The sequence below is a fragment of the Metabacillus mangrovi genome (assembly GCF_009711125.1).
GTDB classification, from domain to species: domain Bacteria; phylum Bacillota; class Bacilli; order Bacillales; family Bacillaceae; genus Metabacillus_B; species Metabacillus_B mangrovi.
The window spans coordinates 67,250-91,303 of record NZ_WMIB01000010.1 but is presented as its reverse complement, the minus strand read 5'-3'; the positions used below and the strand labels follow the sequence as shown (position 1 = coordinate 91,303).

Below are 24,054 nucleotides of genomic sequence, written 5' to 3'. Positions count from 1 at the left end.
TATATTTTCAAAGAATCCGCTAGCATAAAGTGCTAGAATTTGTTTATAATGAAAGATATGAATTTATGTCATCATCATAGCTTACATACGGGCCAGGCAGGCGATCCGCCTTACTCCGCCTTTATATAAAGAATGGACGAATAAGAAAGGGAGTGCCTTCATTGAGTTTAAAGCAATACTCGAAAGAAGAAATCAAAGAGATGTCTTTTATTGAAATCGCCCACCAGATTCTAAAGGAAAAAAATCAGCCGATCGATTTCCAGGAATTAATGAAAGAAATAAAAAATGTACTCGGCCTTTCCAAAGAAGAGGTTGAAGAAAAGATTGCCCAATTCTACACGGATATGAACATCGATGGACGGTTCATTTCTGTAGGCGATAACCGCTGGGGACTCCGTAACTGGTATCCGGTTGATACGCTTGAGGAAGAAATGTCCGCTGCACCAAAAGCGAAGAAGAAAAAATCCAAAAAAGCAGCTGCTGCAGATGACGATTTTGAAGAGGAAACGTTTGATGAGGCGGAAGAAGAAGAGGATCTGGACTTTGATGATCTGGATGACTACGATGCGGATGACCTCGATGAAACAGATGCAGATGATGCAGATGACGAGGACGAAGAGGATCTGGATGAAATGATTGAAGAGGATCTGGAAGACGATGAAGATGAAGACGATGACAGCTTCGATGATGACGAAGAGGACGAAGATTAAGATTCATCTTGACTTTCATCCATGAAGTAGGTAGTATTTTATCTGGGCTCTTTTTAAGTGCTTTTAACGATGATTATATCAGCTCCCTTCTGAGCAATTGGAAGGGGGCTTTCTTATTTTAATCAAAAGGCATACGACTGTACCTGTATTTAGCAATGCCATTGCTCCGGCTGTAAGTAAAATAGGCGGGATTGGCACAAATTATACAAAGATTGAATCTCGCGAGGGGGAAGACCATCAAATGACAAAGTATATTTTCGTGACCGGCGGTGTTGTCTCATCGCTCGGTAAAGGTATTACGGCTGCATCCCTGGGCCGTCTGCTTAAGAACAGAGGATTGAATGTAACCATCCAAAAATTCGATCCATACATTAACGTGGACCCGGGAACAATGAGTCCTTATCAGCACGGAGAAGTGTTCGTAACAGGAGACGGCGCTGAAACCGATCTGGACTTGGGGCACTACGAACGTTTTATCGACATTAACCTGAACAAATACAGCAATGTGACGACGGGAAAAGTTTATTCCACAGTGCTGAAAAAAGAACGCCGCGGCGATTACCTCGGCGGAACCGTACAGGTTATTCCTCATATTACCAATGAAATCAAAGACAAAGTGTTCCGTGCCGGGAAAGAAACGCACGCAGATGTTGTCATTACAGAAATCGGGGGAACCGTCGGCGATATCGAATCCCTGCCATTCCTTGAAGCAATCCGCCAGATCAAAAGCGATATTGGCCGCGATAACGTCATGTACATCCACTGTACCCTCGTACCATATATCAAAGCTGCAGGCGAAATGAAAACTAAGCCGACCCAGCACAGCGTTAAAGAACTGCGAAGCCTTGGCATCCAGCCGAACGTTATCGTGGCTCGTACCGAGTACCCGATCTCTCAGGATATGAAGGACAAAATTGCCCTTTTCTGTGACATCGACTCAAAAGCAGTAATCGAGTGCCGTGATGCGGACACGCTTTACTCCATTCCGCTCGCACTTCAGGAACAGAAGCTTGACACCATTACTTGTGAGCATCTTAAACTGAACTGCCCGGAACCAGATATGGAAGAATGGAAAGAGCTGGTGCACCGTGTGACTAACCTTTCCAAAACGGCGAAAATTGCCCTTGTCGGAAAGTACGTTGAGCTTCAGGATGCCTACATCTCTGTAGTGGAAGCTCTCCGTCATGCAGGCTACGCATTTGACGCCGATATCAGCATCGACTGGATCAATGCAGAAGAAGTAACAGATGAAAACGTAAGCACCCTTCTTTCCCATGCAGACGGGATTCTCGTACCGGGAGGATTTGGGGACCGCGGAGTGGACGGCAAAATCGCTGCCACGAAATATGCCCGTGAAAACCGCGTGCCGTTCTTCGGAATCTGCCTCGGCATGCAAGTTGCATCCATTGAATTTGCGCGCAACGTCCTTGGGATGCAGGGAGCACACTCTGCAGAAATCGATCCGCTCACTCCGCATGCAATCATTGACTTGCTGCCTGAGCAAAAGGATATTGAAGACCTCGGCGGTACACTCCGTCTCGGGATCTACCCGTGCAAGCTGACGGAAGGCTCCAAAGCCATGGAAGCTTATGCGGATGAAGTGGTCTACGAACGCCACCGCCACCGCTATGAATTCAACAACGAATACCGTCAGGCTATGGAAGAATCCGGCTTCATTTTCTCCGGTACAAGCCCGGACGGCAGACTGGTCGAAATCATCGAACTGAAAGACCACCCATGGTTTGTCGCATCCCAGTTCCACCCGGAATTCACATCCAGACCGACAAGACCGCAGCCGCTCTTCCGCGACTTCATCCAAGCATCACTCAAAACTGCGGAAAAGCTGTAATATAGAAAAAACCACCCCTTTTTAACGGAGGGGTGGTTTTTTTTGATGGGTGAGGTGAGGTGGAGAGCAGTGTAGAGTAGTAAAGAGCTGAGGCGGGGTCAGTCCCGCTCTGCTTTAACGTAAGCGGGGACAGAGGCCTGTCACCGCAAACCTTTGGGCGGCAAGAGTTTCCAAAGTCGGTGCCGGAGCTTTAGTACGGCAGAGAGTGTGGGGACTGGCACGGTGCCAGTCCCCTTCCGCTTTAACGCAAAAGGGGACAGAGACCTGTCACCGCAAACCCATGGGCAGCAAGAGTTTACAGCTTCGGTGCCGGAGCTTTAATGCTTTAGCAGAACAGGGGTCAGACACTTCCTTGGCCGCTGCGGTTCTTTTAACCGTGCACTGACCCCCACCGCTTTAAAGGAGCGGGGGAAAAAGCATGACCCCGCCAATCCCTTGTGCAGACAGCGTTCGTGAAGATGGGGACGGAGGTTTCGTGCTTTAGCGAAAGTGGGGTCAGAGCACCCCACCCCATCCGTCAGTAATTTAAGTCCTCGATCTCCCCTAAAATCTCCTCCACCGTAAACCGCAATGCATAATAAACAAACAGCCCCGTCATGATGGCCGGGAAGCCATAGCGGCTGCCGTCTTCAGCCGGGATCATCGGTTTTTTGAGTTTTGAATCGATGTGGATGTCCACGGCGGACTGGAACCCGTCTTCAACATCGATGGCGGACACGCCAACGGTTGATATGCCTTCCTGCTGCAGCTTTTGTGCGAGCAGAATAGCTTCCTCGTCTGAAGCCAGCCGGGTGAACAGCAGTACACGGTCAGAGGGCTGGACGCTGGCCATTTCCCCTTTTTCATTAAAAAGGGCCCTGGCTCCAGGGAACGGCTCCAGGCTTTCTGTTGCTTCCTTTACAATGGCAGCCATTTCGCTGAACCCGTGCACATAAACCGTGCCGTCTCCTGCGCAGCCCTGGGCAAGCAGTCTTGCTCCATCCTCTATTGAAAATTCCTCCTGGCTCTGGATCCGCTGGAATTGCCCGGCAAGCTGGGTGGAAAATATTTTAAGCATAGGAAAAACTCCTTTTTCGATGTTCTTGTCACAGGCATTATACGGAATATCAGCTCATATTACAAAAAGTTAGGCATTATCCATTTTGAGGCAGGAGATTGACCATCCGGACAGAATTAGTATCATAGATGATAAGGAATAATAGCGGAGAGGTGCACAAATGGCGAAAGAAAAGATTTTAATCGTGGATGATCAATATGGAATCAGAATCCTGCTCAATGAAGTGTTTCAAAAAGAGGGCTACGATACGTATCAGGCGGCAAGCGGCTTTCAGGCACTGGAAATCCTTGAGCAGACTCCACCTGATTTAGTACTGCTTGATATGAAAATTCCTGGTATGGATGGAATTGAAATCCTGAAAAGAATGAAGCTTGTAGACCCGAACATCCGGGTGATTATCATGACGGCATACGGTGAGCTGGATATGATCCAGGAAGCGAAAGACCTTGGGGCTCTAACGCATTTTGCGAAGCCGTTTGATATTGATGAGATCCGCGCTGCGGTAAAAAAACATCTTCCCTTAAAATCGAACTGACAGTAGTTTGAATTTTTGGACTTGTGTCGAAAAGTTGCCGATTTTCCTTGTTATTGGTATGCTATTGTTTAGAAAAGCTATGCATCCATTTCTTAGTTACATATACAGGAAATTTTCTGGTCAAGCTAGATTTGATAAGCTTTTCGGGTTTAGCAAAATCAGGCTATACAAGGAGGATTATTCGATATGCCTTTAGTATCAATGACAGAAATGCTTAACAAAGCCAAAAGCGAAGGCTACGCTGTTGGCCAGTTCAACCTGAATAACCTTGAGTTCACTCAAGCGATTCTTCAGGCAGCAGAAGAAGAAAAATCACCGGTTATTCTTGGTGTATCTGAAGGCGCGGCTCGTTACATGGGCGGCTTCAAAACAGTTGTGGCACTGGTTAAAGCGCTGATGGAAGAGTATCAGACAACAGTACCGGTTGCGATTCACCTTGACCACGGTTCAAGCTTCGAATCTTGTGCGAAAGCAATCCATGCAGGCTTCACGTCTGTCATGATCGATGCTTCCCATCACCCGTTCGAAGAAAATATCGAAACAACTTCCAAAGTGGTTGAGCTTGCTCATTTCCATGGTGTTTCTGTTGAGGCAGAGCTTGGAACTGTTGGTGGACAGGAAGATGACGTCATCGCTGAAGGCGTAATCTACGCAGATCCTAAAGAGTGCCAGGAACTTGTTGAGCGCACAGGCATCGACACGCTTGCACCTGCACTTGGTTCCGTTCACGGTCCTTACAAAGGCGAACCGAACCTTGGCTTCAAAGAGATGGAAGAAATCGGCGCAGCAACGGGCGTTCCACTAGTTCTTCACGGCGGAACAGGCATCCCGACTCACGATATTCAAAAAGCGATCTCTTTCGGAACAGCAAAAATCAATGTAAACACTGAGAACCAGATTTCTTCTGCAAGAACGGTTCGTGAAGTGCTTGCTGCGAAACCTGAAGAATACGATCCGCGTAAATATCTTGGACCAGCTCGCGATGCGATCAAAGAAACTGTTCAAGGCAAAATGCGTGAATTCGGTTCTTCTAACAGAGCTTAATTTACAAAAATTGAAAACCGTCTTTTATAGGCGGTTTTCATAGCTGTTTAAAGAAAGCGATAACAAGTTTTATTTTTCAGATTTTTGATAAGGGAGCGGGACAAAGTGAAATTTTTCATTGATACAGCAAACCTTGAGGAAATCAAAGAAGCTAAAGCCATGGGCATCCTTTCAGGCGTAACGACAAATCCGAGTTTAGTAGCCAAAGAGAATATCTCCTTTCATGACAGACTAAGAGAAATCACGGACATAGTAAAAGATTCGGTCAGTGCAGAAGTCGTTTCTTTAAAAGCAGAAGAAATGATTGAAGAGGGCAAGGAACTAGCCAAGATTGCCCCGAATATTACAGTGAAAGTTCCGATGACGCCTGATGGCCTGAAGGCTGTTAAGGAATTTTCGGAGCTCGGCATTAAAACGAACGTAACGCTTATTTTCAGTGCAAACCAGGCTCTGCTTGCTGCCCGTGCAGGAGCAACCTATGTTTCTCCTTTTCTCGGAAGACTGGATGATATCGGCCAGGATGGGATGGATCTTATTGCGACCATCTCTGAGATTTTTGATCTGCACGGATTGGACACGGAGATAATTGCAGCGTCCATCCGCCATCCGATGCATGTAACGGATGCAGCCTTAAACGGTGCGCATATTGCGACCATTCCGCTGAAGGTTATCCATCAGCTTTTCAAGCATCCGCTGACTGATCAGGGAATTGAAAAGTTTTTATCAGACTGGAACAACCGGGCACAGCAATAATTGAATATTCAGGGCGGAATGGCAAGCTTATGGCTTGCCATTTGCTCTGAAATACACCAGACTCATCAAAGCAGCCGTTATTCTCCAAAAGTTCCGTTTGAGCCTAAATGGATTTTAATTTACAATAGGGAGAGGCCGTTTTTAAACTTGCCTGAACGTTTAGAGTGGCACCATGCTTACCGCTCTGCCGCGCAGGGGGGACCAGCCCCCGGACAATGATGCAGATTCGTGTAAAAGCAGCCAAATCTATTTTTTTATATAAGCGTATGTTCTGTCGGTTTTATGGAGAATTTGTTGAAAAGAGTACCTTTATTGTCAGCTTCTCAGGAAGGAGACCATCATGGAAAAATTAAAAATTGCAGGCGGGGAACCCCTCAAAGGATCGGTTACAATCAGTGGTGCAAAAAACAGTGCTGTAGCCCTCATTCCCGCCACGATACTTGCGGAATCTTCAGTTGTGATTGAGGGTTTGCCGGACATTTCTGATGTGCATATATTAAAGGATTTACTGGAGGAAGTCGGCGGGAAAGTTGATTTTCAGAATGGCGAAATGCATGTGCAGCCTGAAAACATGATCTCTATGCCTCTTCCGAACGGAAAAGTAAAGAAACTCAGAGCCTCCTATTATTTGATGGGAGCCATGCTCGGCCGGTTCAAAAAAGCTGTAATCGGGCTGCCTGGCGGCTGCCATCTGGGACCGCGGCCGATCGACCAGCATATAAAAGGCTTTGAAGCTCTCGGTGCCCAGGTAACAAATGAACAGGGTGCGATTTATCTTCGTGCAGAAGAGTTAAAGGGTGCGCGCATCTACCTGGATGTAGTCAGTGTAGGCGCGACCATCAACATCATGCTCGCTGCCGTTCTTGCAAAAGGGCGCACGGTTATTGAAAATGCTGCGAAGGAACCGGAAATCGTAGATGTAGCGACGCTCCTGACGAGCATGGGTGCAAGGATTAAAGGGGCAGGAACAGATGTGATCCGCATCGACGGAGTGGAGAAGCTCCATGGCTGCCGCCATACCATCATTCCGGACCGGATTGAAGCAGGGACCTATATGATTATCGGTGCTGCTGCCGGAAAAGAGGTGCTCATCGATAATGTCATCCCTCTTCACATGGAGTCGCTGATCGCCAAACTGAGAGAGACGGGCGTTCATGTCGAAACGAGCAATGATCAGATCTGGATTGTCGGAGGACAGAAGGAACTGAAGCCGGTAGATGTAAAAACGCTGGTGTATCCCGGATTCCCGACAGATCTTCAGCAGCCGTTTACTTCTTTCCTTACAAAAGCAAACGGGACAAGCGTTGTGACGGATACCATTTATTCAGCCCGCTTCAAGCATATTGACGAGCTGCGCCGGATGGGTGCGAACATTAAGGTGGAAGGCCGTTCCGCCATTGTTTCCGGTTCTGCAAACCTGCAGGGTGCAAAGGTAAAGGCGAGCGATCTTCGTGCAGGTGCCGCTCTTGTAACTGCCGGCCTGATGGCTGATGGAATCACAGAAGTAACCGGTCTCGAACACATTGACCGCGGCTACAGCGATTTAGAGAAAAAGCTGACAAACATGGGAGCCTCCATTTGGAGAGAAAAAATGTCGGCACATGAAATCGAACAAGTCGAAAACTCATAGCAGCAACAACCTGTTTCCGTGAGGAAGCAGGCCTACATATATTTGTTACAGCGAAGGGGAGGAACCAAAGATGGAAAGAAGCTTATCGATGGAACTAGTACGCGTAACAGAAGCCGCTGCATTGGCATCTGCCCGCTGGATGGGCCGCGGGAAAAAGGACGAGGCCGATGATGCGGCAACGTCTGCTATGAGAGACGTGTTTGACACCATTCCGATGAAAGGGACGGTCGTGATCGGCGAAGGGGAAATGGATGAAGCGCCGATGCTCTATATCGGAGAAAAACTTGGAAATGGCTACGGACCGAGAGTGGACGTGGCAGTAGATCCTCTTGAAGGAACGAATATTCTCGCTACAGGAGGGTGGAATGCCCTCGCTGTCATTGCTGTGGCCGATCATGGCAATATGCTTCATGCACCGGACATGTACATGGACAAGATCGCAGTGGGACCTGATGCAGTAGGCTGTATTGACATCAATGCGCCGATCATCGAGAACCTGAGAGCTGTAGCAAAAGCGAAAAATAAAGACATTGAAGACATTGTGGCGACCATCCTAAACCGTGAACGCCATCAGGGAATCATCAGCGAGCTCCGCGAAGCCGGTGTCCGCATAAAGCTGATCAATGACGGAGATGTGGCAGGAGCCATCAATACCGCTTTTGACCATACAGGGGTGGACATCCTCTTCGGCTCCGGCGGAGCACCGGAAGGAGTTCTCGCAGCAGTAGCTCTGAAATGCCTCGGCGGGGAAATTCAGGGCAAGCTTCTGCCTCAGAATGATCAGGAGCTGGAACGCTGTGTGAACATGGGGCTTGATGTGAACAAGGTTCTCCTGATGGAGGATCTCGTAAAAGGGGAAGATGCCATCTTTGCGGCAACCGGTGTCACAGACGGGGAGCTGCTTAAAGGGGTACAGTTCAAGGCATCAAGCGGCACCACTCAATCCCTTGTCATGAGGGCAAAATCAGGCACCGTCCGTTTTATCGACGGCCAGCACAGCCTGAAAAAGAAACCAAACCTGGTCATCAGATAACATTCAGGCCAAAACGGCTGAACCGGAGCCCTCGGCTCCGGTTCGCTATTTGTTTCAAATGTTTTACGTCTTCGAAAACGTATTGATTAATCCCTTCAAATAGGGTAAAACTAAAGAGTACTGCAAACAAGATCCCAACTGCATTCAACTACTTCAAAAGCTTTCCCTTCTTTTCCTTCTCTATCTTGAAATCCATTATCTAAAAACAAGGCTGTTCTTAGCTAATTGCAAAAGTACATATAGGGCGGAAAGAAATTATTTTCTCTATTTTATATGGTAAAAGTGTGGTGTTTACATGAGTAAAGTTTCCATTTCATCATTGGAAAATATGAAGCTGAAGGAATTATACGAGCACGCTCGTCATTTTAAAATTTCCTATTACAGCAAACTGACAAAAAAAGAATTGATTTTTGCGATTTTAAAAGCAGATGCAGAACAGGAAGACCTTTTATTCATGGAAGGCGTTCTGGAAATCATCCAGTCTGAAGGATTCGGATTCCTCAGACCGATTAACTATTCTCCGAGCTCGGAGGATATTTATATTTCTGCGTCGCAAATCCGCCGTTTTGATCTGAGAAACGGGGATAAAGTTTCCGGTAAGGTACGCCCGCCGAAGGAAAACGAACGCTATTACGGCCTGCTGCACGTAGATGCCGTAAACGGAGACGATCCTGAATCGGCAAAAGAGCGGGTCCATTTTCCGGCATTGACCCCCCTTTACCCTGACCGGCAGATTGTACTGGAAACACAGCCGCACATGCTGTCCACCAGAATTATGGATCTGATCGCACCGGTCGGTTTTGGCCAGCGCGGACTCATCGTTGCTCCTCCTAAAGCAGGGAAGACCATGCTTTTAAAGGAAATCGCCAACAGCATTACTGCAAATCACCCGGAAGCCGAACTGATCGTGCTTCTGATTGACGAACGTCCTGAGGAAGTAACGGACATCGAGCGTTCTGTTGCCGGGGATGTTGTCAGCTCCACTTTTGACGAAGTCCCGGAAAATCATATCAAAGTGGCCGAGCTTGTGCTGGACCGTGCCATGAGGCTTGTTGAGCACAAAAAGGATGTAATCATCCTGATGGACAGTATCACCCGTCTGGCACGCGCCTACAACCTTGTCATCCCTCCAAGCGGCCGTACCCTTTCCGGAGGGATCGACCCTGCAGCCTTCCATCGTCCGAAGCGATTCTTCGGTGCTGCCCGGAATATTGAAGAAGGCGGAAGCCTGACCATCCTGGCAACGGCACTCGTCGATACAGGATCCCGGATGGATGATGTGATTTATGAGGAGTTCAAAGGAACAGGTAATATGGAACTGCACCTTGACCGCTCCCTTGCTGAAAAACGTATTTTCCCTGCCATCGACATCCGCCGTTCCGGAACGCGGAAAGAAGAGCTTCTTGTTCAGAAGGAACATCTTGAGAAATTGTGGGCGATCCGGAAATCCATGACAGATACCCCTGATTTCACAGAAAAATTCCTGCGGAAAATGAAGCAGTCCAAAGGCAATGAAGAATTTTTTGAAATGCTGTCTGCCGATACGAAGCCCGGCACAGCAGGATCCAGAAGATCACACTAACAGCAGGACGGTATTTCCTTTCCAGTTCCAATTTTGATCCTTGCAATCGGACTGAACCCCTGTTATAATTTTTAGCATATGCCGTTCAAGATGACGAATTCATGAAAGCGATGAGTCACGTCTCTGGACAAGATAACTCTGGATTCGGTAAGAATTCAGGGCGGAAGGAGATGAAAAGAATGAAAGCTGCAATTCATCCAAACTACAAAAAAGTTATGGTGAAATGTTCTTGTGGAAACGAATTTGAAACAGGTTCTGTTAAAGATGAGGTGCGCATCGAGACTTGCTCCGAGTGCCATCCATTCTACACTGGCCGTCAAAAATTCGCTGAAGCTGGCGGACGTGTTGACCGTTTCAACAAAAAATACGGAATGAAGTAATTTTTGGAATAGATCGAAACAAAAACAGGCAAGTCTTCATACTTGCCTGTTTTTTTACGAAAAAAAGCGCATTTGCCAGGTTACATAAGGACTTTTGGCATGTAAAACCTGGCTTCGGGCAAATTAAGAATACAGAAAAACTGGACAAACCGTGCTGTCTTGCGAGCCTCAAGCAGCAAAGGAAGGGAGAGGCCGTTTGCAATGTATGTGATGAAATTCAGCGGATGGCTGGAAGTAATATGCGGAAGCATGTTTTCCGGAAAATCAGAAGAGCTGATCCGCCGGGTGCGCCGCGCTCAATATGCAAAACAAAATGTACTGGTATTCAAGCCATCCATCGATAACCGCTACAGTGAGAAGGAAGTCGTTTCCCACAATGGGACAACCATCATCTGTTCTCCCGTACCGGGTTCGGAGGACGTATTGAAGCTCGTTGATGAAGATACAGACGTGGTCGCCATCGATGAAATACAATTCTTCGACGCCGGAATCACCGACGTTGTAACCATGCTGGCAGACCGTGGCCACCGGGTGATCACAGCAGGTCTCGACCAGGATTTTCGCGGGGAGCCATTCGGCATTATGCCTGATTTGATGGCCATGGCCGAAACCGTCACCAAGCTTCAGGCAGTCTGCTCCGTCTGCGGATCTCCCGCAAGCAGAACCCAGCGCCTGATCAACGGCAACCCAGCCGCCTATCAGGATCCCATCATCCTCGTCGGCGCATCCGAATCCTACGAACCGCGCTGCCGCCACCACCACGAAGTGCCCGGCAAACCTGCCCGTTCAGCGGAGAAAAATCGCGCAGCGCATAAATAATGTGTAAACCCTGGAGGTGATGATCTCCGGGGTTTTTTGTTTTGGAGGTGGGGTGGTGTTAATTTTGGTGTTGATTCTGTTGCTGTTGCTGGCCGGTGCTCTGACCCCATTTTCGCTAAAGCATTAAAGCTCCGTCCCCGCTCCAGTTTAGCCCTTTATTGCCAAGGGCTTCTCCATTTGATGCATGTACCCCCGTTGCTTTAAAGTAAGCGGGGTCAGAGCTGAGCTCTGACCCCACTTTCGCTAAAGCACTAAAACTCCGTCCCCTGCCCAATTTAGCCCTTTATTGCCAAGGGCTCTTCCGTTCGAAGCTTGTACCCCCGATGCTTTAAAGCATGTGGGGTCAGTGCACGGCAAAGTCCTGTTGAGCATAAGCAACAGCACAAAACGCTGCTCCGATGCACTCTTAACTGAGTGATGAGTGTTTTGAACGGTTTTTAAGAAGTGGTGTCTGACCCGCTCTGCGCTACCGGACTAAAGCTCCGGCACCACCTCTCCAAATCCTTGCTGTGCAAGGGTTTGCGTGACCACCTCTCTGTCCCCTGCTGCGTTAAAGCAGCAGGGGACTGGCACCGTGCCAGTCCCCACATTCTCTACCGAACTAAAGCTCCGGCACCGCCTTCGCAAACCGTTGCCGCACAAGGGCTCATTGCGACGGGTCTCTGTCCCCACTTGCGTTAAAGCACAGCGGGACTGACCCCGCACCGCATGCGGTTACCCGGCTGTTTCCCTCGTTTTCCAGGACCGTACCCCGGTTCCGCCCGTTCCCACAACCTCTCCTTAAAAACTAAAAAAAACCAGCCCGCGGGCTGGTCATGCGTCACAAACTAAAGATGGATTTCAGCAGCCCCTTGCGTTTTCCAACCTTCTGGTGTTCAAAAGTGAGTGCAGGCTCTGTTTGGGCATCCGGCAGCTGGGCGAAGAGGATGTCGATGGTCTGTTCGATTTTTTGAATCTTAGTGTTCAGTTCTTCCATTTCTCTGCGATGCTGGAGGAGCTGGTAGGAGACGACAGCGTCCGCTTTATGGTTTAATTTCTGCTCCAGGAGCTGAAGTTTAGCTTCAAGTTCATCGATCCGGCTGTCATTTTCCGGAGTGGAGGTTTCTTCAATGGTTTCTTCAGCGGCAGCTGCAGAAGTTTCTTCGAACGTTTTGGCGACGGCTTTTATGTCTTGAAGAAGAACGCCGTTATGAAGCTGTTCTCTTACATTTTTAAGCAGTTCCAAGTCGTTTTGACCGTAATGGTAGTGTCCGAGTTCGTTTCGTTCCATAGGCAGGTTCAGCTGCTTTACCCAGCGCTGAACGGTTTTGGTAGAGACTCCAAGTTCTTTGGCTACGGCGGCAGTGTTCATGAAACATTCCCCCTATCTCTTGATACAAAGGAATTCGCTGTTCTGTTTCAATCTCCTTTGCAAAAGACAAAACAAGAAGCTGTTCGGCAAAGTCAGTGCATTTGCGCAGGGGGAATGTCGAATCAGTCTTCGTACAGCTCAAGCGGCAGATCGTCAGGGTCTCTGAAAAAGGTGAAGCGTCTTCCGGTTAATTCATCGACCCGGACTGGTTCGCATGGAACGCCTTTGGCTGCGAGTTCTTCAACAGCTCCGTCAAGATCAGAGGTGCTGAACGCAAGGTGCCTTAATCCTCTCGCTTCCGGACCGGTTGGCCGGGGAGGAGGATCCGGGAAAGAAAACAGCTCGATCTGTCCGTCTTCCCCCACTGCCAAGTCCAGCTTGAAGGAATCTCTTTCTTCCCGGTAGGTTTCTTCAATGACCCGGAAGCCGAGTGTGTTTGTATAAAAAGCTTTGGATGCATCATAATCCGAGCAGATGATGGCTGCGTGATGAATGCGGCGGATCATTCCTGTTTCCTCCTGACCTGGCGCTGAAAATACAGGAAGACCGGGAACGGGATCACGATCCAGCCGAGGCTTTTAATGATTCCGTTCAGTGCATTTTCCTTGGCGCGCTGTTTCTCGCCTGCGACGGCATCATCAAACTGTTCTTTGATTTGTTCTTCGCTTAACGGTTTCTTGGCGGTTTCTTCCTTCATGGTTTTAAAATCAGAATAGCTTTGGTAGTAAGTGGGAGGAGATACATAATCGGCTGCTGACATAAAGACGCCGACTGAACCGCCGATGGACATCATCAGCGTAGCGAATAAAACGAGATATACGTATAAATTGCGGAATGCCATATTCATTTCCCCCTCATCTTTGTCTTTCGCTGCAGCAGATGCTGCATACACCACTCCGGTGATGAACAGTACCGCCAAAATAAGAGCTGCGGACAGGATCATGGTGAGCGCCCCTTTCCTCCTTACTTTATCACAAACAGGCCGGGAAAATGCTTTTGATTGTTGGGCTCACCTGTACTATAATTAGAATGTTATACCCAGCGGCCGGCGCTAAAATGCCGTACAGGATTTGCTGCTGGTACAAATAGGCCGGCTGAAAGAATTAGCTAGGAAATCCCAGAGGTGAAGAACGTGTTAGATCGTTTGCAAGCGGTTGAAGAGCGTTATGAAAAATTGAATCAGCTCCTGATGGACCCGGATATCATCGGTGATCCGAAAAAGCTGAGAGACTATTCAAAAGAACAATCCGATCTGTCAGATACAGTGGAAGCATATAGGGAATATAAATCCGTTCGTGAGCAGATTGCGGATGCGAAAGCGATGCTTGATGATAAGCTTGATGCCGATATGCGCGAAATGGTGAAGGAAGAGCTGTCCGAGCTTCAGGACCAGGAAGCCGGGCTGAACGAAAAGCTGAAGCTCCTTCTCGTTCCAAAGGACCCGAACGATGACAAGAACGTAATCATGGAAATCCGCGGTGCGGCAGGCGGAGATGAGGCTGCACTGTTTGCCGGAGATCTGTACCGCATGTACAGCCGCTTCGCTGAATCACAGGGCTGGAAGACAGAAGTAATGGAGGCGAACTCTACCGGAGTCGGCGGATATAAGGAGATCATCTTTATGCTGACGGGCAAGGGCGCTTATTCCAAAATGAAGTTCGAAAATGGAGCGCACCGCGTCCAGCGTGTTCCTGAAACAGAGTCCGGGGGCCGGATCCATACATCCACAGCTACCGTTGCCTGTCTTCCGGAAGCAGAGGAAGTGGAAGTTCAAATCCATGACAAGGATATCCGTGTCGATACGTTCGCTTCAAGCGGACCGGGGGGACAGAGTGTTAACACGACGATGTCCGCTGTCCGCCTTACCCATCTGCCGACGATGACAGTCGTGAGCTGCCAGGATGAGAAATCCCAGATTAAAAACAAAGAAAAGGCGATGAAAGTACTCCGTGCACGTGTCTATGATAAATTCCAGCGGGAAGCACAGGCGGAATATGATCAGACACGTAAGCTTGCGGTCGGATCAGGAGACCGTTCCGAGCGGATCCGCACCTATAACTTTCCTCAGAATCGTGTAACAGACCACCGCATCGGTCTGACGATTCAAAAGCTTGACCAGATTCTTGAAGGAAAGCTTGATGAAGTCATTGACGCCTTGATTGTCGAAGACCAGTCCAGCAGGCTGGAACAGGCGGAAAGCTGATGACAACCGTATTTGAAGCCCTGAAATGGGCTTCTCTTTTTTTAAGTGATGCGGGAAGAGATGAAAATGCAGGTGAATGGCTTCTGAGGCACCATTTGAAGATGAGCAGGTCCGAAATGCTGGCCAGTTTCCGTATGGAAATCGGCAGCGGTGCTAAGAGCGCATTTGAAAGGGATGTCCGGCTCCATGCGGACGGAGTGCCGGTCCAGCACCTGACAGGCTATGAAGAATTTTACGGCAGGCGCTTTGAAGTAAATCGTGAGGTGCTGATTCCAAGGCCGGAAACGGAAGAATTAATTGAAGGCATTAAATCAAGGATAAAAGCTCATTTTCCATCTGGTCAGCCCCTCTCGGCAGCAGATATCGGAACCGGCTCAGGCGCTATTGCCGTCACGCTCGCCCTGGAGATTCCGGAGCTGGATGTGACCGGGACGGATATCGCGCCTGAATCCCTTGAGGTGGCACAGAAGAATGCCTTGCAAAACAAGGCAGATGTCCGTTTTGTACAAGGGGATTTGTATGAGCCGCTGGAAGGAAAAACATTTGATCTGATTGTTTCAAACCCTCCTTATATTCCGGATGAAGACGTCCGCGGCCTTTCTGAAGTTGTAAAGGATCATGAACCGTTACGGGCGCTTGCAGGCGGCAAGGATGGGCTCGATTTTTACCGGAGGCTTTGTGCAGGCCTGCCTTCGATGCTCCATACACCCGGAATTACAGCTTTTGAAATCGGAGCCGGTCAGGGAGAAGCGGTAGCGGCCCTTCTTAAAGAAGCTCTTCCGGATGCGAAGACCGAAATCGTATTTGATATAAACGGGAAGGATCGGATGGTGTTCGCGGTCCGATAAGATCAGGGGGCTTGAAGAGGGATGGAGTATTTAAAGGTACTGGATGAAAAAGGCCGGATGCTCGGGACGGCTTCGAGGGATGAAATTCACGAAAAAGGCTGGTGGCACGAGACGTTCCACTGCTGGATGATCGAAGAACAGGAGAGGCGTGTCTTTCTTTATTTTCAGCTCCGCAGCGCCTCGAAGAAAGACTACCCGGATCTGTACGACATCACTTCGGCAGGGCATCTGCTTGCAGATGAAACGCCGGAGGATGGGGTGCGTGAAATCGAAGAGGAGCTTGGGCTGAAGGTGGCTTTTCAGGATCTGGAGCCGCTCGGCGTGATTCCCTGGACAAGCAGCAGCGGGACTATCATAGACCGTGAGCTTGCCCATGTGTTCCTTTACAGACTTCCCCGGCAGCCTGACTTTGTTTTTCAGGAAGAAGAAGTGGCGGGAGTGGTTAAGGCGGATATCAACGAATTTCAAGAGCTCATTCTTGGAGACCGCAGCAGCATTCAGCTTCTTGGAGAAACTAGGACGTGCACTGATCTCTCCCGGTTTGTTCCGCATCCGAAAGCGTATTATGCGGAGCTTTTTAAAAGAATCGGCTTAAGCGGATCACTAAGGTCCGGCTAGTTTATTTCACAAGTTACTTTTGACCATAAGCCATTCTTTTTTATTACGGCTTCCCTCTCTTTTCCAAAAGCAGTAAAGCACTTTTCGATAATGAGCTGATTTGCCTGATGGTTCCTGTACTCCTGGATAAACAGCAGTCCGCTTATTGCCAGAATAGCAGCACCTCCGATTATGGTGGCTTTCCGGTTCTTTTTATTCAAGTTCATCCATCCTTTCGGTTTCCTGCTTAGTATAGGGGAAAAAGGAATCTATTTCCATAGAACCTGCAGAAATTTTCAGATAGACTGCTAGATTTTCATTTTCCATGTTTACTTTCAGATGCTCCCGTCCATACTGTTTGATAGAGAAGGGATGGTTGAGGAGATATGAAAAAACAAGCGTTAGCGATTATATACATTTTATTGATTACAGCAGGTGCACTGCTGCAGACATACGGCCAGCCTTTAGCGGCAGCTCAGGCGGCTGAAGATGGGAACAGTCCTGAAGTGATTCCGGATGAGGCGATCCGGCTGAGAATTCTTGCAAACAGTGATGCACCTGAAGACCAGGCTGTAAAGCTGAGGATCCGGGATGAGGTCAACAAAGAAATCACGGAGTGGGTAAAGGGGATTGCATCGATCGAAGAGGCAAGAGAGCTGATTCGTTCAGAGATCGGCAAGGTTGAGGAGATTGCTGCAGCGGAGCTTAAAAAGGAAGGCGTCCATCAATCGGTAAAAGTAGAGTATGGGAGCAGCGTCCACTTTCCAACAAAGCTTTACGGCGAGTTTATTTATCCCGCCGGGGAATATGAGGCCATTTTGATCACGCTCGGCAATGGTGAAGGTGCGAACTGGTGGTGCGTATTGTTCCCGCCGCTCTGCTTCCTCGATTTTTCAACTGGACAGGCAGTGGAAGCGCAGGAGGAAGAAGCAGACCAGAAAGAGCAGCAGCTGAAAGCAGCGGCTGAAAAAGAAAAGGCAGAGCCGGAAGTGAAGTTTTTTCTCGCCGAATGGTTCAGCGGACTGTTCTCATAGAGAACAGTCTCTTTTTTTCTCTGCCGAAAGAGGGAGAATAAAAATAGATTCGCTCACATACATTGGACTATCAATAGACAATGGGGTGGGAGAATGTTTTATCAATTAAAGATCGCTGAGCCCTCGGATTCGGGCCGTTTAATAGAATTCGTGAAGGAAGCGGGGTCTAATGCGGATGGCATTCCTGAAAGGATTGACCAGTTTGTGCTGATGACAGACGGCGGGGAGAAGATTTCCGCCTGCATCGGTTTGGAAGTTTACGAGGAAAACGGCTTGCTCCGTTCCCTTGTGGTGTCGAAAGATCTGGATCAGGCTTACATTCTATCGCTTTTCCGCAGCGTTCATGAAGCAGGGCGCAAAAAGAATGTGAAGAATTACTATCTAGTGGCGGGAGGACAAGCCTCCATCGACTTTCTCGAAGCTGTCGGGTTCAAGCGGGTGCCGGAGGACCGTCTTCCGAAGGGCATGCTCGAATCCGAACACGTTCAAACCTCGCTGAGAAGGAAGGGGTCAGCCGTAATGGTCAAGAATGCCTGATTCGGCATAGGTCTAAATACGTTATCAACAGAGTTATCCACTAAAAAGAGGGCTTTATCCACATTTTGTGGATAAAGCCCTTCTGATTTCAGGAAAAACAGAGCGCCGCTTTTACTTCGTACTCTCCGGTGGTAAACTAACTGAAGGGAAAATCAGATCCGGACAGTAAGGAGTCAGATAAAAATGAAGACGATCCATTGGACTGTGGATAAAAAGCAGTCTCCTGAAAAACTTTATCCACAGATTGCACAGGCTGCCGGCCTCCTGGCCGCAAATGAGGCAGTGGCCTTCCCGACCGAAACCGTGTACGGACTTGGGGCCAATGCCGAAAGTGATGAAGCGGTCAAAAAAATTTATGATGCAAAAGGAAGACCGGGAGATAATCCGCTGATCGTGCATGTAGCAGACCAGGAACAGGCTCTGGGGCTTGTCCGTGATATACCGGCGTATGCGATGAAGCTGATGAACATGTTTTGGCCAGGAGCCCTAACGGTCATCCTTCCTCTGAAGGAGGACAGGCTTTCTCCGCTTGTGACTGCAGGGTTATCCACAGTCGCCATCCGCATGCCCGATCATCCGATCGCTCTGGCACTCATCAAACAGGCGGGTGTACCGGTTGCGGCCCCGAGCGCCAATACATCAGGCAAGCCGAGTCCGACCGAGGCGAAGCATGTTGTGCTTGATCTGGACGGGAAAATCGCGGGGATTATTGATGGGGGAGCAACAGGGGTAGGTGTGGAATCCACGGTTCTTGACTGCACAAAGCCGATTCCGGTGATTCTCAGGCCCGGCGGCGTGACAAAAGAGCAGCTGGAAGGGGCCGTCGGGCGGGTAGAGCTGGATGGAGGCCTTGCAGATGAGTCGGCCGTGCCGATTTCACCGGGGATGAAATATACCCACTATGCTCCAAACGCTCCAATGACCATCGTGAAAGGATCGAGGGCTTTCCTGCAGCAGACGGTGGATGAAGCCCGTTCGCAGGGGATGAAGACGGGAATCCTTACAGTCGAGGAGCATAAAAATCTTTACAGGGCAGATGCCGTCATTGCCTGCGGGAGCCTCAGCCAGCCTGAATCGGTGGCAGCCAATCTCTACAGGGTGTTGAGGCAATTTAATGAAAGAGAAGATCTGGACCTGATCTTCAGCGAGTCGTTCTCCGAGGAAGGAGTCGGACTTGCTGTAATGAACCGTCTGATGAAAGCTGCCGGACACAGAGTGCGGAGCGAATAACCCGTTCTAACCCTTTTTGGACAGACATATGCTGAAACAGAGCGTGTCCGAGGAGGGAATGAATGAACATAGAAGCGGTGATCGGCGAGATACTTACGCTGTTTATGATGGCTTTAGCCTTAGGGATGGATGCCTTCTCGGTAGGGCTTGGGATGGGGATGATTTCCCTCAGGCTCAGGCAGATCTTATTTATCGGCCTGGTCATCGGCTTGTTTCATATTGCCATGCCGCTTGCAGGAATGGGTCTTGGCAGGATGCTGTCCGATAAGTTGGGGGCTGTGGCAGGTTACGCAGGGGGAGGACTTCTGATCCTGCTTGGCATCCAGATGGTCGTGGCATCGTTTAAAAAAGATGAAGCTCCGCTTATTACCCCGGCCGGCTTCGGATTGCTGCTGTTTGCCTTAAGCGTCAGCCTCGACAGCTTTTCCGTCGGACTGACCCTGGGAATCTACGGGGCGAGGACGATGCTTGCGATCCTCATGTTCGGGTTCGTGAGCATGGTCCTGACATGGCTCGGTCTGATCATAGGCAAGCGGGTCCAGGGGTGGCTCGGCAGCTACAGCGAAATACTCGGGGGCGCGATTTTGCTTGTTTTCGGAATAAAACTGCTGCTCCCATTTTAAAAACCAGGCCTGTCTGCAAAGGTCTGGTTTTTGATTTAGCGATACACTTGGTGCAGGCTGCACTTAGTAGTACAATAAAGGTACATAAAATGATAACCGCTAAAGGAGCGGTGCCAGATAGATGATGGAGGAGTGGGATCAGTGGCGAATGTTCTTTTCGTTTGTACAGGAAATACATGCAGAAGTCCGATGGCCGAAGCGCTGCTGCAGTTCATGAAGCGGTCAGAGGAAATCAAAGTAAAGTCCGCCGGGGTTTTTGCAATGGACGGCAGCGGGGCATCCCCTTATGCGAAGGATGCTTTGCTGGAAAAAGGCATTGCCTTCAGTCACAGCTCAAGCCTGCTCAGCGGAAAGGATGTGGAATGGGCGACCCATATCCTGACGATGACCGGAAGCCATAAGCAGCTGATGCTTGAAAAATTTCCGGATGCACGGGGTAAAATCCATACGCTTTCAGAGTATGTCCACCCCGCTTCCGAAGCGCGGGATGTTCTTGATCCGTATGGAGGCCCTCCGGAATTATACCGTGCAACGAGGGACGATTTGGAAGAAATGCTGAAACTTTTAGTTGAAAAGCTTGAAAAAGAATAGGGAGGCAGCAACATGAAAGTAGTCATTGCATCTGATCATGGCGGTATGACAATCCGCGCTGAGATCAAATCATTAATGGAAGAAATGGGTATTGAATATGAAGATCTGGGCTGTGAGTGCAGCCAGTCGGTTGACTACCCGGACTACGCTGTCCCGGCCGCTGAAAAGGTCGCAAGCGGGGAAGCGGACCGCGGCATCCTGATTTGCGGGACAGGCATCGGGATGAGCATCGCGGCCAACAAAGTCAAAGGCATCCGCTGCGCACTTGTGCATGACGTATATAGCGCCCGGATGACGAGAGAGCATAACGACAGCAACGTCCTTGCTATGGGTGAGCGTGTGATCGGCCCGGGTCTTGCCCGCGAAATCGCCAAAACATGGCTTGAAACCGCATTTGAAGGCGGCCGCCATGCAAACCGGATCGGCAAGATCGGCGAATACGAAAATCAATCATAAGAGGTGAAAGGGAATGAATGAACTGGCATCCTGGCGTTCAGACCTTCAGACCATCCTTCACGATTTCGAAGAGCAGACAGCCTTTCAAAAAGACAGTCTCTTTGTTGTCGGCTGCAGCACAAGTGAGGTCATCGGCAAAAAAATTGGAACAGCGGGAACCTTCGATGCAGCGGGCATGATTTTTGAGGAGCTCAGCCGTTTTAAAGATAAACACGGCATCCGCCTCGCTTTTCAATGCTGCGAGCACTTGAACCGTGCCCTTGTGGTCGAAAGAAGCACGGCAGAACGAAAGGGCCTTGAGCCGGTAACCGTCATTCCCGTCAAGAAAGCAGGCGGGGCTATGGCTGCCCACGCCTACCGTTCCATGGAAGACGCGGTCGTAGTGGAGCACATTTCGGCTGAGGCCGGCCTCGACATCGGCGACACGTTTATCGGCATGCACCTGAAAGCTGTGGCAGTGCCGGTAAGAAGCACTCTTAAACAGCTCGGACAAGCCCATGTGACGATGGCTAAAACCAGGCCGAAACTGATCGGCGGAACGAGAGCGGTTTATGAAGCAGCCGAGGAAAATGAATCCTGTACGTAATAAATCAAATCTCTGAAGCGATTCAGGGATTTTCTGTTTTAACGGCCAATATCGAACGATGAAAGCTTTTAAAACTTAAATAGTTCGTTATTAGGCCAATTTTTTTAAAAATCAGCCGATTCTCTTTTACATTTTGTTCAGGATAAGTGTAAAATAAGACTTACAAGAAAGCCACTAGTGTACATAAGGGGGAAATACCGATGACATTTTTGCAGGAAAAAGATCCATCCGTATTTGAAGCCATCCAGAAAGAACTGAAGCGTCAACAGACGAAGATTGAGCTGATCGCTTCTGAGAACTTCGTCAGCGAGGCGGTAATGGAAGCGCAAGGCTCCGTTCTGACCAATAAATATGCAGAAGGCTATCCGGGAAAACGGTACTATGGCGGCTGTGAGTACGTGGACATCGCTGAAAACATCGCACGCGACCGGGCAAAAGAAATTTTTGGTGCAGAGCATGTGAACGTGCAGCCTCATTCAGGTGCCCAGGCAAACATGGCCGTATACTTCACGATCCTCGATCACGGCGACACGGTACTAGGCATGAACCTCTCCCACGGCGGCCATTTAACGCACGGCAGTCCGGTGAACTTCAGCGGCGTACAGTACAATTTTGTCGAGTACGGAGTGGATGAGGACACACACCGCATCAACTACGAGGATGTACGCCAAAAAGCGGTGGAGCACAAGCCGAAGCTGATCGTTGCCGGAGCGAGCGCCTACCCGCGCGAAATTGATTTCCAGAAATTCCGTGAGATCGCCGATGAAGTCGGTGCCTACTTCATGGTCGACATGGCGCATATTGCAGGCCTTGTTGCAGCCGGATTGCATTCCAACCCGGTTCCTTACGCAGATTTCGTCACCACCACTACACACAAAACGCTTCGCGGACCACGCGGCGGTATGATTCTCTGCAAAGAAGAATTCGCGAAGAAAATTGATAAATCGATTTTCCCTGGCATCCAGGGCGGACCGCTCATGCATGTCATCGCAGCCAAAGCGGTTGCTTTCGGAGAAGCGCTGCAGCCTGAATTCAAAGATTACGCAGCAAAAATCATTGAAAACGCCAAACGCCTTGGAGAAGCCCTTGTAAAAGAAGGGATCAACCTTGTTTCAGGCGGGACAGACAATCACCTGGTGCTGTTAGATGTGAGGTCCCTCAACCTGACTGGGAAAAAAGCAGAAAACGTGCTGGATGAGATCGGAATCACAGTGAATAAAAACACGATTCCCTTTGATCCGGAAAGTCCGTTCGTAACGAGCGGAATCCGCATCGGAACAGCAGCAGTCACGACCCGCGGATTCGGCCGTGAAGAGATGGATGAGATTGCCTCCATCATCGCACTTGCTCTGAACAGCACCGAAGACGAAGAGAAACAAAAGGAAGCGGCAGAGAGAGTAGAAGCTCTTACTTCCAAATTCCCTTTATATTAAACGGCAGGAGAACAGCTGTTTCACGCTGTTCTCTTTTTTATTCGGCAATTTTTTCTATTTTTTATTGCCGAGCTTTCTCTTGAAACAAAGGGTCTTTTTCTGTAGAATCTATGGAAGTGCAATGAAACTGGAACGACCTACTGAAAAGGAGATGAGCGGCATGGGCAAAGTTTACGTTTTCGATCACCCGTTAATTCAGCATAAACTGACATACATAAGAGATGTGAAAACAGGTACAAAGGATTTCCGCGAGCTTGTAGACGAAGTGGCAACACTCATGGCTTTTGAAATCACGAGAGATCTTCCGCTGGAGGAAGTCGAAGTGGAAACACCGGTCACGATCGCAAAATCTAACGTTCTCGGCGGCAAAAAGCTTGCCATCATCCCGATTCTCCGTGCCGGACTCGGCATGGTCGAAGGCATCCTGAAGCTGATCCCGGCTGCGAAAGTCGGCCACGTCGGCTTATACCGCGACCCGGAAACCCTCAAGCCTGTTGAATACTACGCCAAGCTTCCATCCGATGTGGAAGAGCGCGACTTCATCGTGGTCGACCCGATGCTTGCAACGGGCGGATCCGCTATTGAAGCAATCAACAGCCTCAAAAAACGCGGCGCTAAAAACATCAAGTTCATGTGCCTGATCGCCGCTCCGGAAGGCGTCGAAGAATTTAAAGTAGCTCACCCGGATGTCGATATCTTCATCGCAGCCCTAGACGAAAAGCTGAACGAAAAAGGCTACATCGTCCCAGGCCTCGGCGACGCCGGTGACAGAATGTTCGGAACGAAATAAACGGCAAAAAAACCTGGATCCTCCTTAGCAGATCCGGGTTTTTTTATGTTGATCAGCAGGTGGGTGTGAAATATGGCGAAAAAAGACGAATCGATAATAATGGAGATTTTCGATAATATAGGGGTTGATTTCGATAATATCTACCGGGATTTTCGATAATAAAAAGGGTAGTTTCGATAATATATGAAGATTTTCACTAAGATAGAGAATGCTTTCAATCATATCGCACGATTTTCGGTAGCAGCCAGGTTCATTTTGAACATATTCCGCTCCGGACGAGCCCCGCTGCTTTCCTATTCGCAAATAAACGGTTCAAAATCGCAAATAAAAAATTTTTTTCACAAATAAACGTCCAAAGTCCGCAAATATCCGACCGGCACACT

27 protein-coding genes are annotated in these 24,054 nt (G+C 49.1%); 22 read left to right on the top strand and 5 right to left on the bottom strand.

Annotated features, from left to right (window positions below):
* Window positions 1-152: 152 nt before the first annotated feature.
* Window positions 153-710, top strand: a complete 558-nt coding sequence (rpoE, locus tag GKZ89_RS11585; RefSeq protein WP_338324921.1) for a DNA-directed RNA polymerase subunit delta — start codon at window positions 153-155, stop codon at window positions 708-710.
* A gap of 241 nt (window positions 711-951) precedes the next feature.
* On the top strand, window positions 952-2,559 hold the full coding sequence (gene pyrG, locus GKZ89_RS11580) for a CTP synthase (RefSeq protein ID WP_155112573.1): 1,608 nt from the start codon (window positions 952-954) through the stop codon (window positions 2,557-2,559).
* A gap of 517 nt (window positions 2,560-3,076) precedes the next feature.
* Here pyrG and GKZ89_RS11575 read toward each other — a convergent pair.
* Entirely contained in the window at window positions 3,077-3,616 is a 540-nt protein-coding gene (locus GKZ89_RS11575) for a DUF2529 domain-containing protein (RefSeq protein WP_155112572.1), read from the bottom strand.
* Window positions 3,617-3,776: 160 nt separating this feature from the next.
* Between GKZ89_RS11575 and GKZ89_RS11570 the strand changes: the two genes are divergently transcribed.
* The 8 genes from GKZ89_RS11570 (at window position 3,777) to GKZ89_RS11535 (ending at window position 11,392) form a co-directional block, all read left to right on the top strand.
* Window positions 3,777-4,151 carry a response regulator gene (locus tag GKZ89_RS11570; RefSeq protein ID WP_155112571.1) on the top strand — a complete coding sequence of 125 codons (375 nt, stop codon included), beginning with the start codon at window positions 3,777-3,779 and terminating at the stop codon, window positions 4,149-4,151.
* A gap of 186 nt (window positions 4,152-4,337) precedes the next feature.
* Window positions 4,338-5,195 (top strand): class II fructose-bisphosphate aldolase, encoded by an 858-nt coding sequence (locus GKZ89_RS11565; protein ID WP_155112570.1) that lies wholly within the window; start codon window positions 4,338-4,340, stop codon window positions 5,193-5,195.
* A 105-nt stretch (window positions 5,196-5,300) separates the two neighbouring features.
* Window positions 5,301-5,948: a fructose-6-phosphate aldolase gene (gene fsa, locus GKZ89_RS11560; protein ID WP_162356757.1), complete on the top strand. Its 648-nt coding sequence runs from the start codon at window positions 5,301-5,303 to the stop codon at window positions 5,946-5,948.
* 340 nt (window positions 5,949-6,288) lie between these two features.
* Entirely contained in the window at window positions 6,289-7,578 is a 1,290-nt protein-coding gene (gene murA / locus GKZ89_RS11555) for a UDP-N-acetylglucosamine 1-carboxyvinyltransferase (RefSeq protein ID WP_155112568.1), read from the top strand.
* A gap of 70 nt (window positions 7,579-7,648) precedes the next feature.
* The gene (gene glpX, locus GKZ89_RS11550) at window positions 7,649-8,611 is read left to right on the top strand and encodes a class II fructose-bisphosphatase (RefSeq protein WP_155112567.1); all 963 of its coding nucleotides are present in this window, start codon (window positions 7,649-7,651) and stop codon (window positions 8,609-8,611) included.
* A 295-nt stretch (window positions 8,612-8,906) separates the two neighbouring features.
* Window positions 8,907-10,193, top strand: coding sequence for a transcription termination factor Rho (gene rho / locus GKZ89_RS11545; RefSeq protein WP_155112566.1), 1,287 nt, complete (start codon window positions 8,907-8,909; stop codon window positions 10,191-10,193).
* Window positions 10,194-10,372: 179 nt separating this feature from the next.
* Complete coding sequence (gene rpmE / locus GKZ89_RS11540) at window positions 10,373-10,573, top strand: 50S ribosomal protein L31 (protein ID WP_155112565.1); 201 nt, start codon at window positions 10,373-10,375, stop codon at window positions 10,571-10,573.
* 201 nt (window positions 10,574-10,774) lie between these two features.
* Window positions 10,775-11,392, top strand: a complete 618-nt coding sequence (locus tag GKZ89_RS11535) for a thymidine kinase (protein WP_155112564.1) — start codon at window positions 10,775-10,777, stop codon at window positions 11,390-11,392.
* 820 nt (window positions 11,393-12,212) lie between these two features.
* On the opposite strand, the gene GKZ89_RS11530 is transcribed toward GKZ89_RS11535, so the two are convergent.
* From GKZ89_RS11530 to GKZ89_RS11520, 3 genes are all read right to left on the bottom strand, one after another.
* Window positions 12,213-12,743 carry a MerR family transcriptional regulator gene (locus GKZ89_RS11530; RefSeq protein WP_155112563.1) on the bottom strand — a complete coding sequence of 177 codons (531 nt, stop codon included), beginning with the start codon at window positions 12,741-12,743 and terminating at the stop codon, window positions 12,213-12,215.
* Between the two features lie 122 nt (window positions 12,744-12,865).
* On the bottom strand, window positions 12,866-13,249 hold the full coding sequence (gene gloA2, locus GKZ89_RS11525; RefSeq protein WP_155112562.1) for an SMU1112c/YaeR family gloxylase I-like metalloprotein: 384 nt from the start codon (window positions 13,247-13,249) through the stop codon (window positions 12,866-12,868).
* Window positions 13,246-13,686 (bottom strand): hypothetical protein, encoded by a 441-nt coding sequence (locus GKZ89_RS11520; RefSeq protein ID WP_155112561.1) that lies wholly within the window; start codon window positions 13,684-13,686, stop codon window positions 13,246-13,248. Before GKZ89_RS11520 ends, gloA2 begins: the two co-directional genes overlap by 4 nt.
* Window positions 13,687-13,875: 189 nt before the next feature.
* Between GKZ89_RS11520 and prfA the strand changes: the two genes are divergently transcribed.
* The 3 genes from prfA to GKZ89_RS11505 are packed head-to-tail and all read left to right on the top strand — an operon-like array spanning window position 13,876 to window position 16,412.
* Window positions 13,876-14,946, top strand: coding sequence for a peptide chain release factor 1 (prfA, locus tag GKZ89_RS11515; protein WP_162356755.1), 1,071 nt, complete (start codon window positions 13,876-13,878; stop codon window positions 14,944-14,946).
* Window positions 14,946-15,794 carry a peptide chain release factor N(5)-glutamine methyltransferase gene (gene prmC, locus GKZ89_RS11510; protein ID WP_155112560.1) on the top strand — a complete coding sequence of 283 codons (849 nt, stop codon included), beginning with the start codon at window positions 14,946-14,948 and terminating at the stop codon, window positions 15,792-15,794. The genes prfA and prmC overlap by 1 nt, the downstream gene beginning before the upstream one ends.
* Window positions 15,795-15,815: 21 nt before the next feature.
* The gene (locus tag GKZ89_RS11505; protein WP_155112559.1) at window positions 15,816-16,412 is read left to right on the top strand and encodes an NUDIX hydrolase; all 597 of its coding nucleotides are present in this window, start codon (window positions 15,816-15,818) and stop codon (window positions 16,410-16,412) included.
* Here the strand turns inward: GKZ89_RS11505 and GKZ89_RS11500 are convergent.
* Window positions 16,409-16,618, bottom strand: a complete 210-nt coding sequence (locus tag GKZ89_RS11500) for a hypothetical protein (RefSeq protein ID WP_155112558.1) — start codon at window positions 16,616-16,618, stop codon at window positions 16,409-16,411. The two genes, GKZ89_RS11505 and GKZ89_RS11500, sit on opposite strands and share 4 nt — an antisense overlap.
* Window positions 16,619-16,777: 159 nt before the next feature.
* Here GKZ89_RS11500 and spoIIR point away from each other — a divergent pair, with 159 nt between their 5' ends.
* From spoIIR to upp, 9 genes are all read left to right on the top strand, one after another.
* Window positions 16,778-17,425, top strand: coding sequence for a stage II sporulation protein R (gene spoIIR, locus GKZ89_RS11495; RefSeq protein WP_155112557.1), 648 nt, complete (start codon window positions 16,778-16,780; stop codon window positions 17,423-17,425).
* Window positions 17,426-17,518: 93 nt separating this feature from the next.
* A complete protein-coding gene (locus tag GKZ89_RS11490; RefSeq protein ID WP_155112556.1) occupies window positions 17,519-17,962 on the top strand; it encodes a GNAT family N-acetyltransferase in 444 nt (147 codons plus the stop codon).
* 183 nt (window positions 17,963-18,145) lie between these two features.
* On the top strand, window positions 18,146-19,192 hold the full coding sequence (locus tag GKZ89_RS11485; protein ID WP_155112555.1) for an L-threonylcarbamoyladenylate synthase: 1,047 nt from the start codon (window positions 18,146-18,148) through the stop codon (window positions 19,190-19,192).
* Between the two features lie 62 nt (window positions 19,193-19,254).
* Window positions 19,255-19,815, top strand: coding sequence for a manganese efflux pump MntP (locus GKZ89_RS11480; RefSeq protein ID WP_155112554.1), 561 nt, complete (start codon window positions 19,255-19,257; stop codon window positions 19,813-19,815).
* Window positions 19,816-19,947: 132 nt separating this feature from the next.
* Window positions 19,948-20,406: an arsenate reductase/protein-tyrosine-phosphatase family protein gene (locus GKZ89_RS11475; RefSeq protein ID WP_162356753.1), complete on the top strand. Its 459-nt coding sequence runs from the start codon at window positions 19,948-19,950 to the stop codon at window positions 20,404-20,406.
* A gap of 12 nt (window positions 20,407-20,418) precedes the next feature.
* Complete coding sequence (rpiB, locus tag GKZ89_RS11470) at window positions 20,419-20,862, top strand: ribose 5-phosphate isomerase B (RefSeq protein WP_155112553.1); 444 nt, start codon at window positions 20,419-20,421, stop codon at window positions 20,860-20,862.
* 13 nt (window positions 20,863-20,875) lie between these two features.
* Window positions 20,876-21,448: a TIGR01440 family protein gene (locus tag GKZ89_RS11465; protein ID WP_155112552.1), complete on the top strand. Its 573-nt coding sequence runs from the start codon at window positions 20,876-20,878 to the stop codon at window positions 21,446-21,448.
* A gap of 200 nt (window positions 21,449-21,648) precedes the next feature.
* Window positions 21,649-22,881, top strand: a complete 1,233-nt coding sequence (gene glyA, locus GKZ89_RS11460) for a serine hydroxymethyltransferase (protein ID WP_155112551.1) — start codon at window positions 21,649-21,651, stop codon at window positions 22,879-22,881.
* A gap of 160 nt (window positions 22,882-23,041) precedes the next feature.
* Window positions 23,042-23,671, top strand: a complete 630-nt coding sequence (upp, locus tag GKZ89_RS11455; protein ID WP_155112550.1) for a uracil phosphoribosyltransferase — start codon at window positions 23,042-23,044, stop codon at window positions 23,669-23,671.
* The last annotated feature ends 383 nt before the right edge of the window (window positions 23,672-24,054 follow it).

Coding starts and splice junctions, on each gene's coding strand:
- pyrG (WP_155112573.1), top strand. CDS start 952: ATGACAAAGTATATTTTCGTGACCGGCGGTGTTGTCTCATCGCTCGGT.
- GKZ89_RS11575 (WP_155112572.1), bottom strand. CDS start 3,616: ATGCTTAAAATATTTTCCACCCAGCTTGCCGGGCAATTCCAGCGGATC.
- GKZ89_RS11570 (WP_155112571.1), top strand. CDS start 3,777: ATGGCGAAAGAAAAGATTTTAATCGTGGATGATCAATATGGAATCAGA.
- GKZ89_RS11565 (WP_155112570.1), top strand. CDS start 4,338: ATGCCTTTAGTATCAATGACAGAAATGCTTAACAAAGCCAAAAGCGAA.
- murA (WP_155112568.1), top strand. CDS start 6,289: ATGGAAAAATTAAAAATTGCAGGCGGGGAACCCCTCAAAGGATCGGTT.
- glpX (WP_155112567.1), top strand. CDS start 7,649: ATGGAAAGAAGCTTATCGATGGAACTAGTACGCGTAACAGAAGCCGCT.
- rho (WP_155112566.1), top strand. CDS start 8,907: ATGAGTAAAGTTTCCATTTCATCATTGGAAAATATGAAGCTGAAGGAA.
- rpmE (WP_155112565.1), top strand. CDS start 10,373: ATGAAAGCTGCAATTCATCCAAACTACAAAAAAGTTATGGTGAAATGT.
- GKZ89_RS11535 (WP_155112564.1), top strand. CDS start 10,775: ATGTATGTGATGAAATTCAGCGGATGGCTGGAAGTAATATGCGGAAGC.
- GKZ89_RS11530 (WP_155112563.1), bottom strand. CDS start 12,743: ATGAACACTGCCGCCGTAGCCAAAGAACTTGGAGTCTCTACCAAAACC.
- gloA2 (WP_155112562.1), bottom strand. CDS start 13,249: ATGATCCGCCGCATTCATCACGCAGCCATCATCTGCTCGGATTATGAT.
- GKZ89_RS11520 (WP_155112561.1), bottom strand. CDS start 13,686: ATGATCCTGTCCGCAGCTCTTATTTTGGCGGTACTGTTCATCACCGGA.
- prmC (WP_155112560.1), top strand. CDS start 14,946: ATGACAACCGTATTTGAAGCCCTGAAATGGGCTTCTCTTTTTTTAAGT.
- GKZ89_RS11505 (WP_155112559.1), top strand. CDS start 15,816: ATGGAGTATTTAAAGGTACTGGATGAAAAAGGCCGGATGCTCGGGACG.
- GKZ89_RS11500 (WP_155112558.1), bottom strand. CDS start 16,618: ATGAACTTGAATAAAAAGAACCGGAAAGCCACCATAATCGGAGGTGCT.
- spoIIR (WP_155112557.1), top strand. CDS start 16,778: ATGAAAAAACAAGCGTTAGCGATTATATACATTTTATTGATTACAGCA.
- GKZ89_RS11490 (WP_155112556.1), top strand. CDS start 17,519: ATGTTTTATCAATTAAAGATCGCTGAGCCCTCGGATTCGGGCCGTTTA.
- GKZ89_RS11485 (WP_155112555.1), top strand. CDS start 18,146: ATGAAGACGATCCATTGGACTGTGGATAAAAAGCAGTCTCCTGAAAAA.
- GKZ89_RS11480 (WP_155112554.1), top strand. CDS start 19,255: ATGAACATAGAAGCGGTGATCGGCGAGATACTTACGCTGTTTATGATG.
- rpiB (WP_155112553.1), top strand. CDS start 20,419: ATGAAAGTAGTCATTGCATCTGATCATGGCGGTATGACAATCCGCGCT.
- GKZ89_RS11465 (WP_155112552.1), top strand. CDS start 20,876: ATGAATGAACTGGCATCCTGGCGTTCAGACCTTCAGACCATCCTTCAC.
- glyA (WP_155112551.1), top strand. CDS start 21,649: ATGACATTTTTGCAGGAAAAAGATCCATCCGTATTTGAAGCCATCCAG.
- upp (WP_155112550.1), top strand. CDS start 23,042: ATGGGCAAAGTTTACGTTTTCGATCACCCGTTAATTCAGCATAAACTG.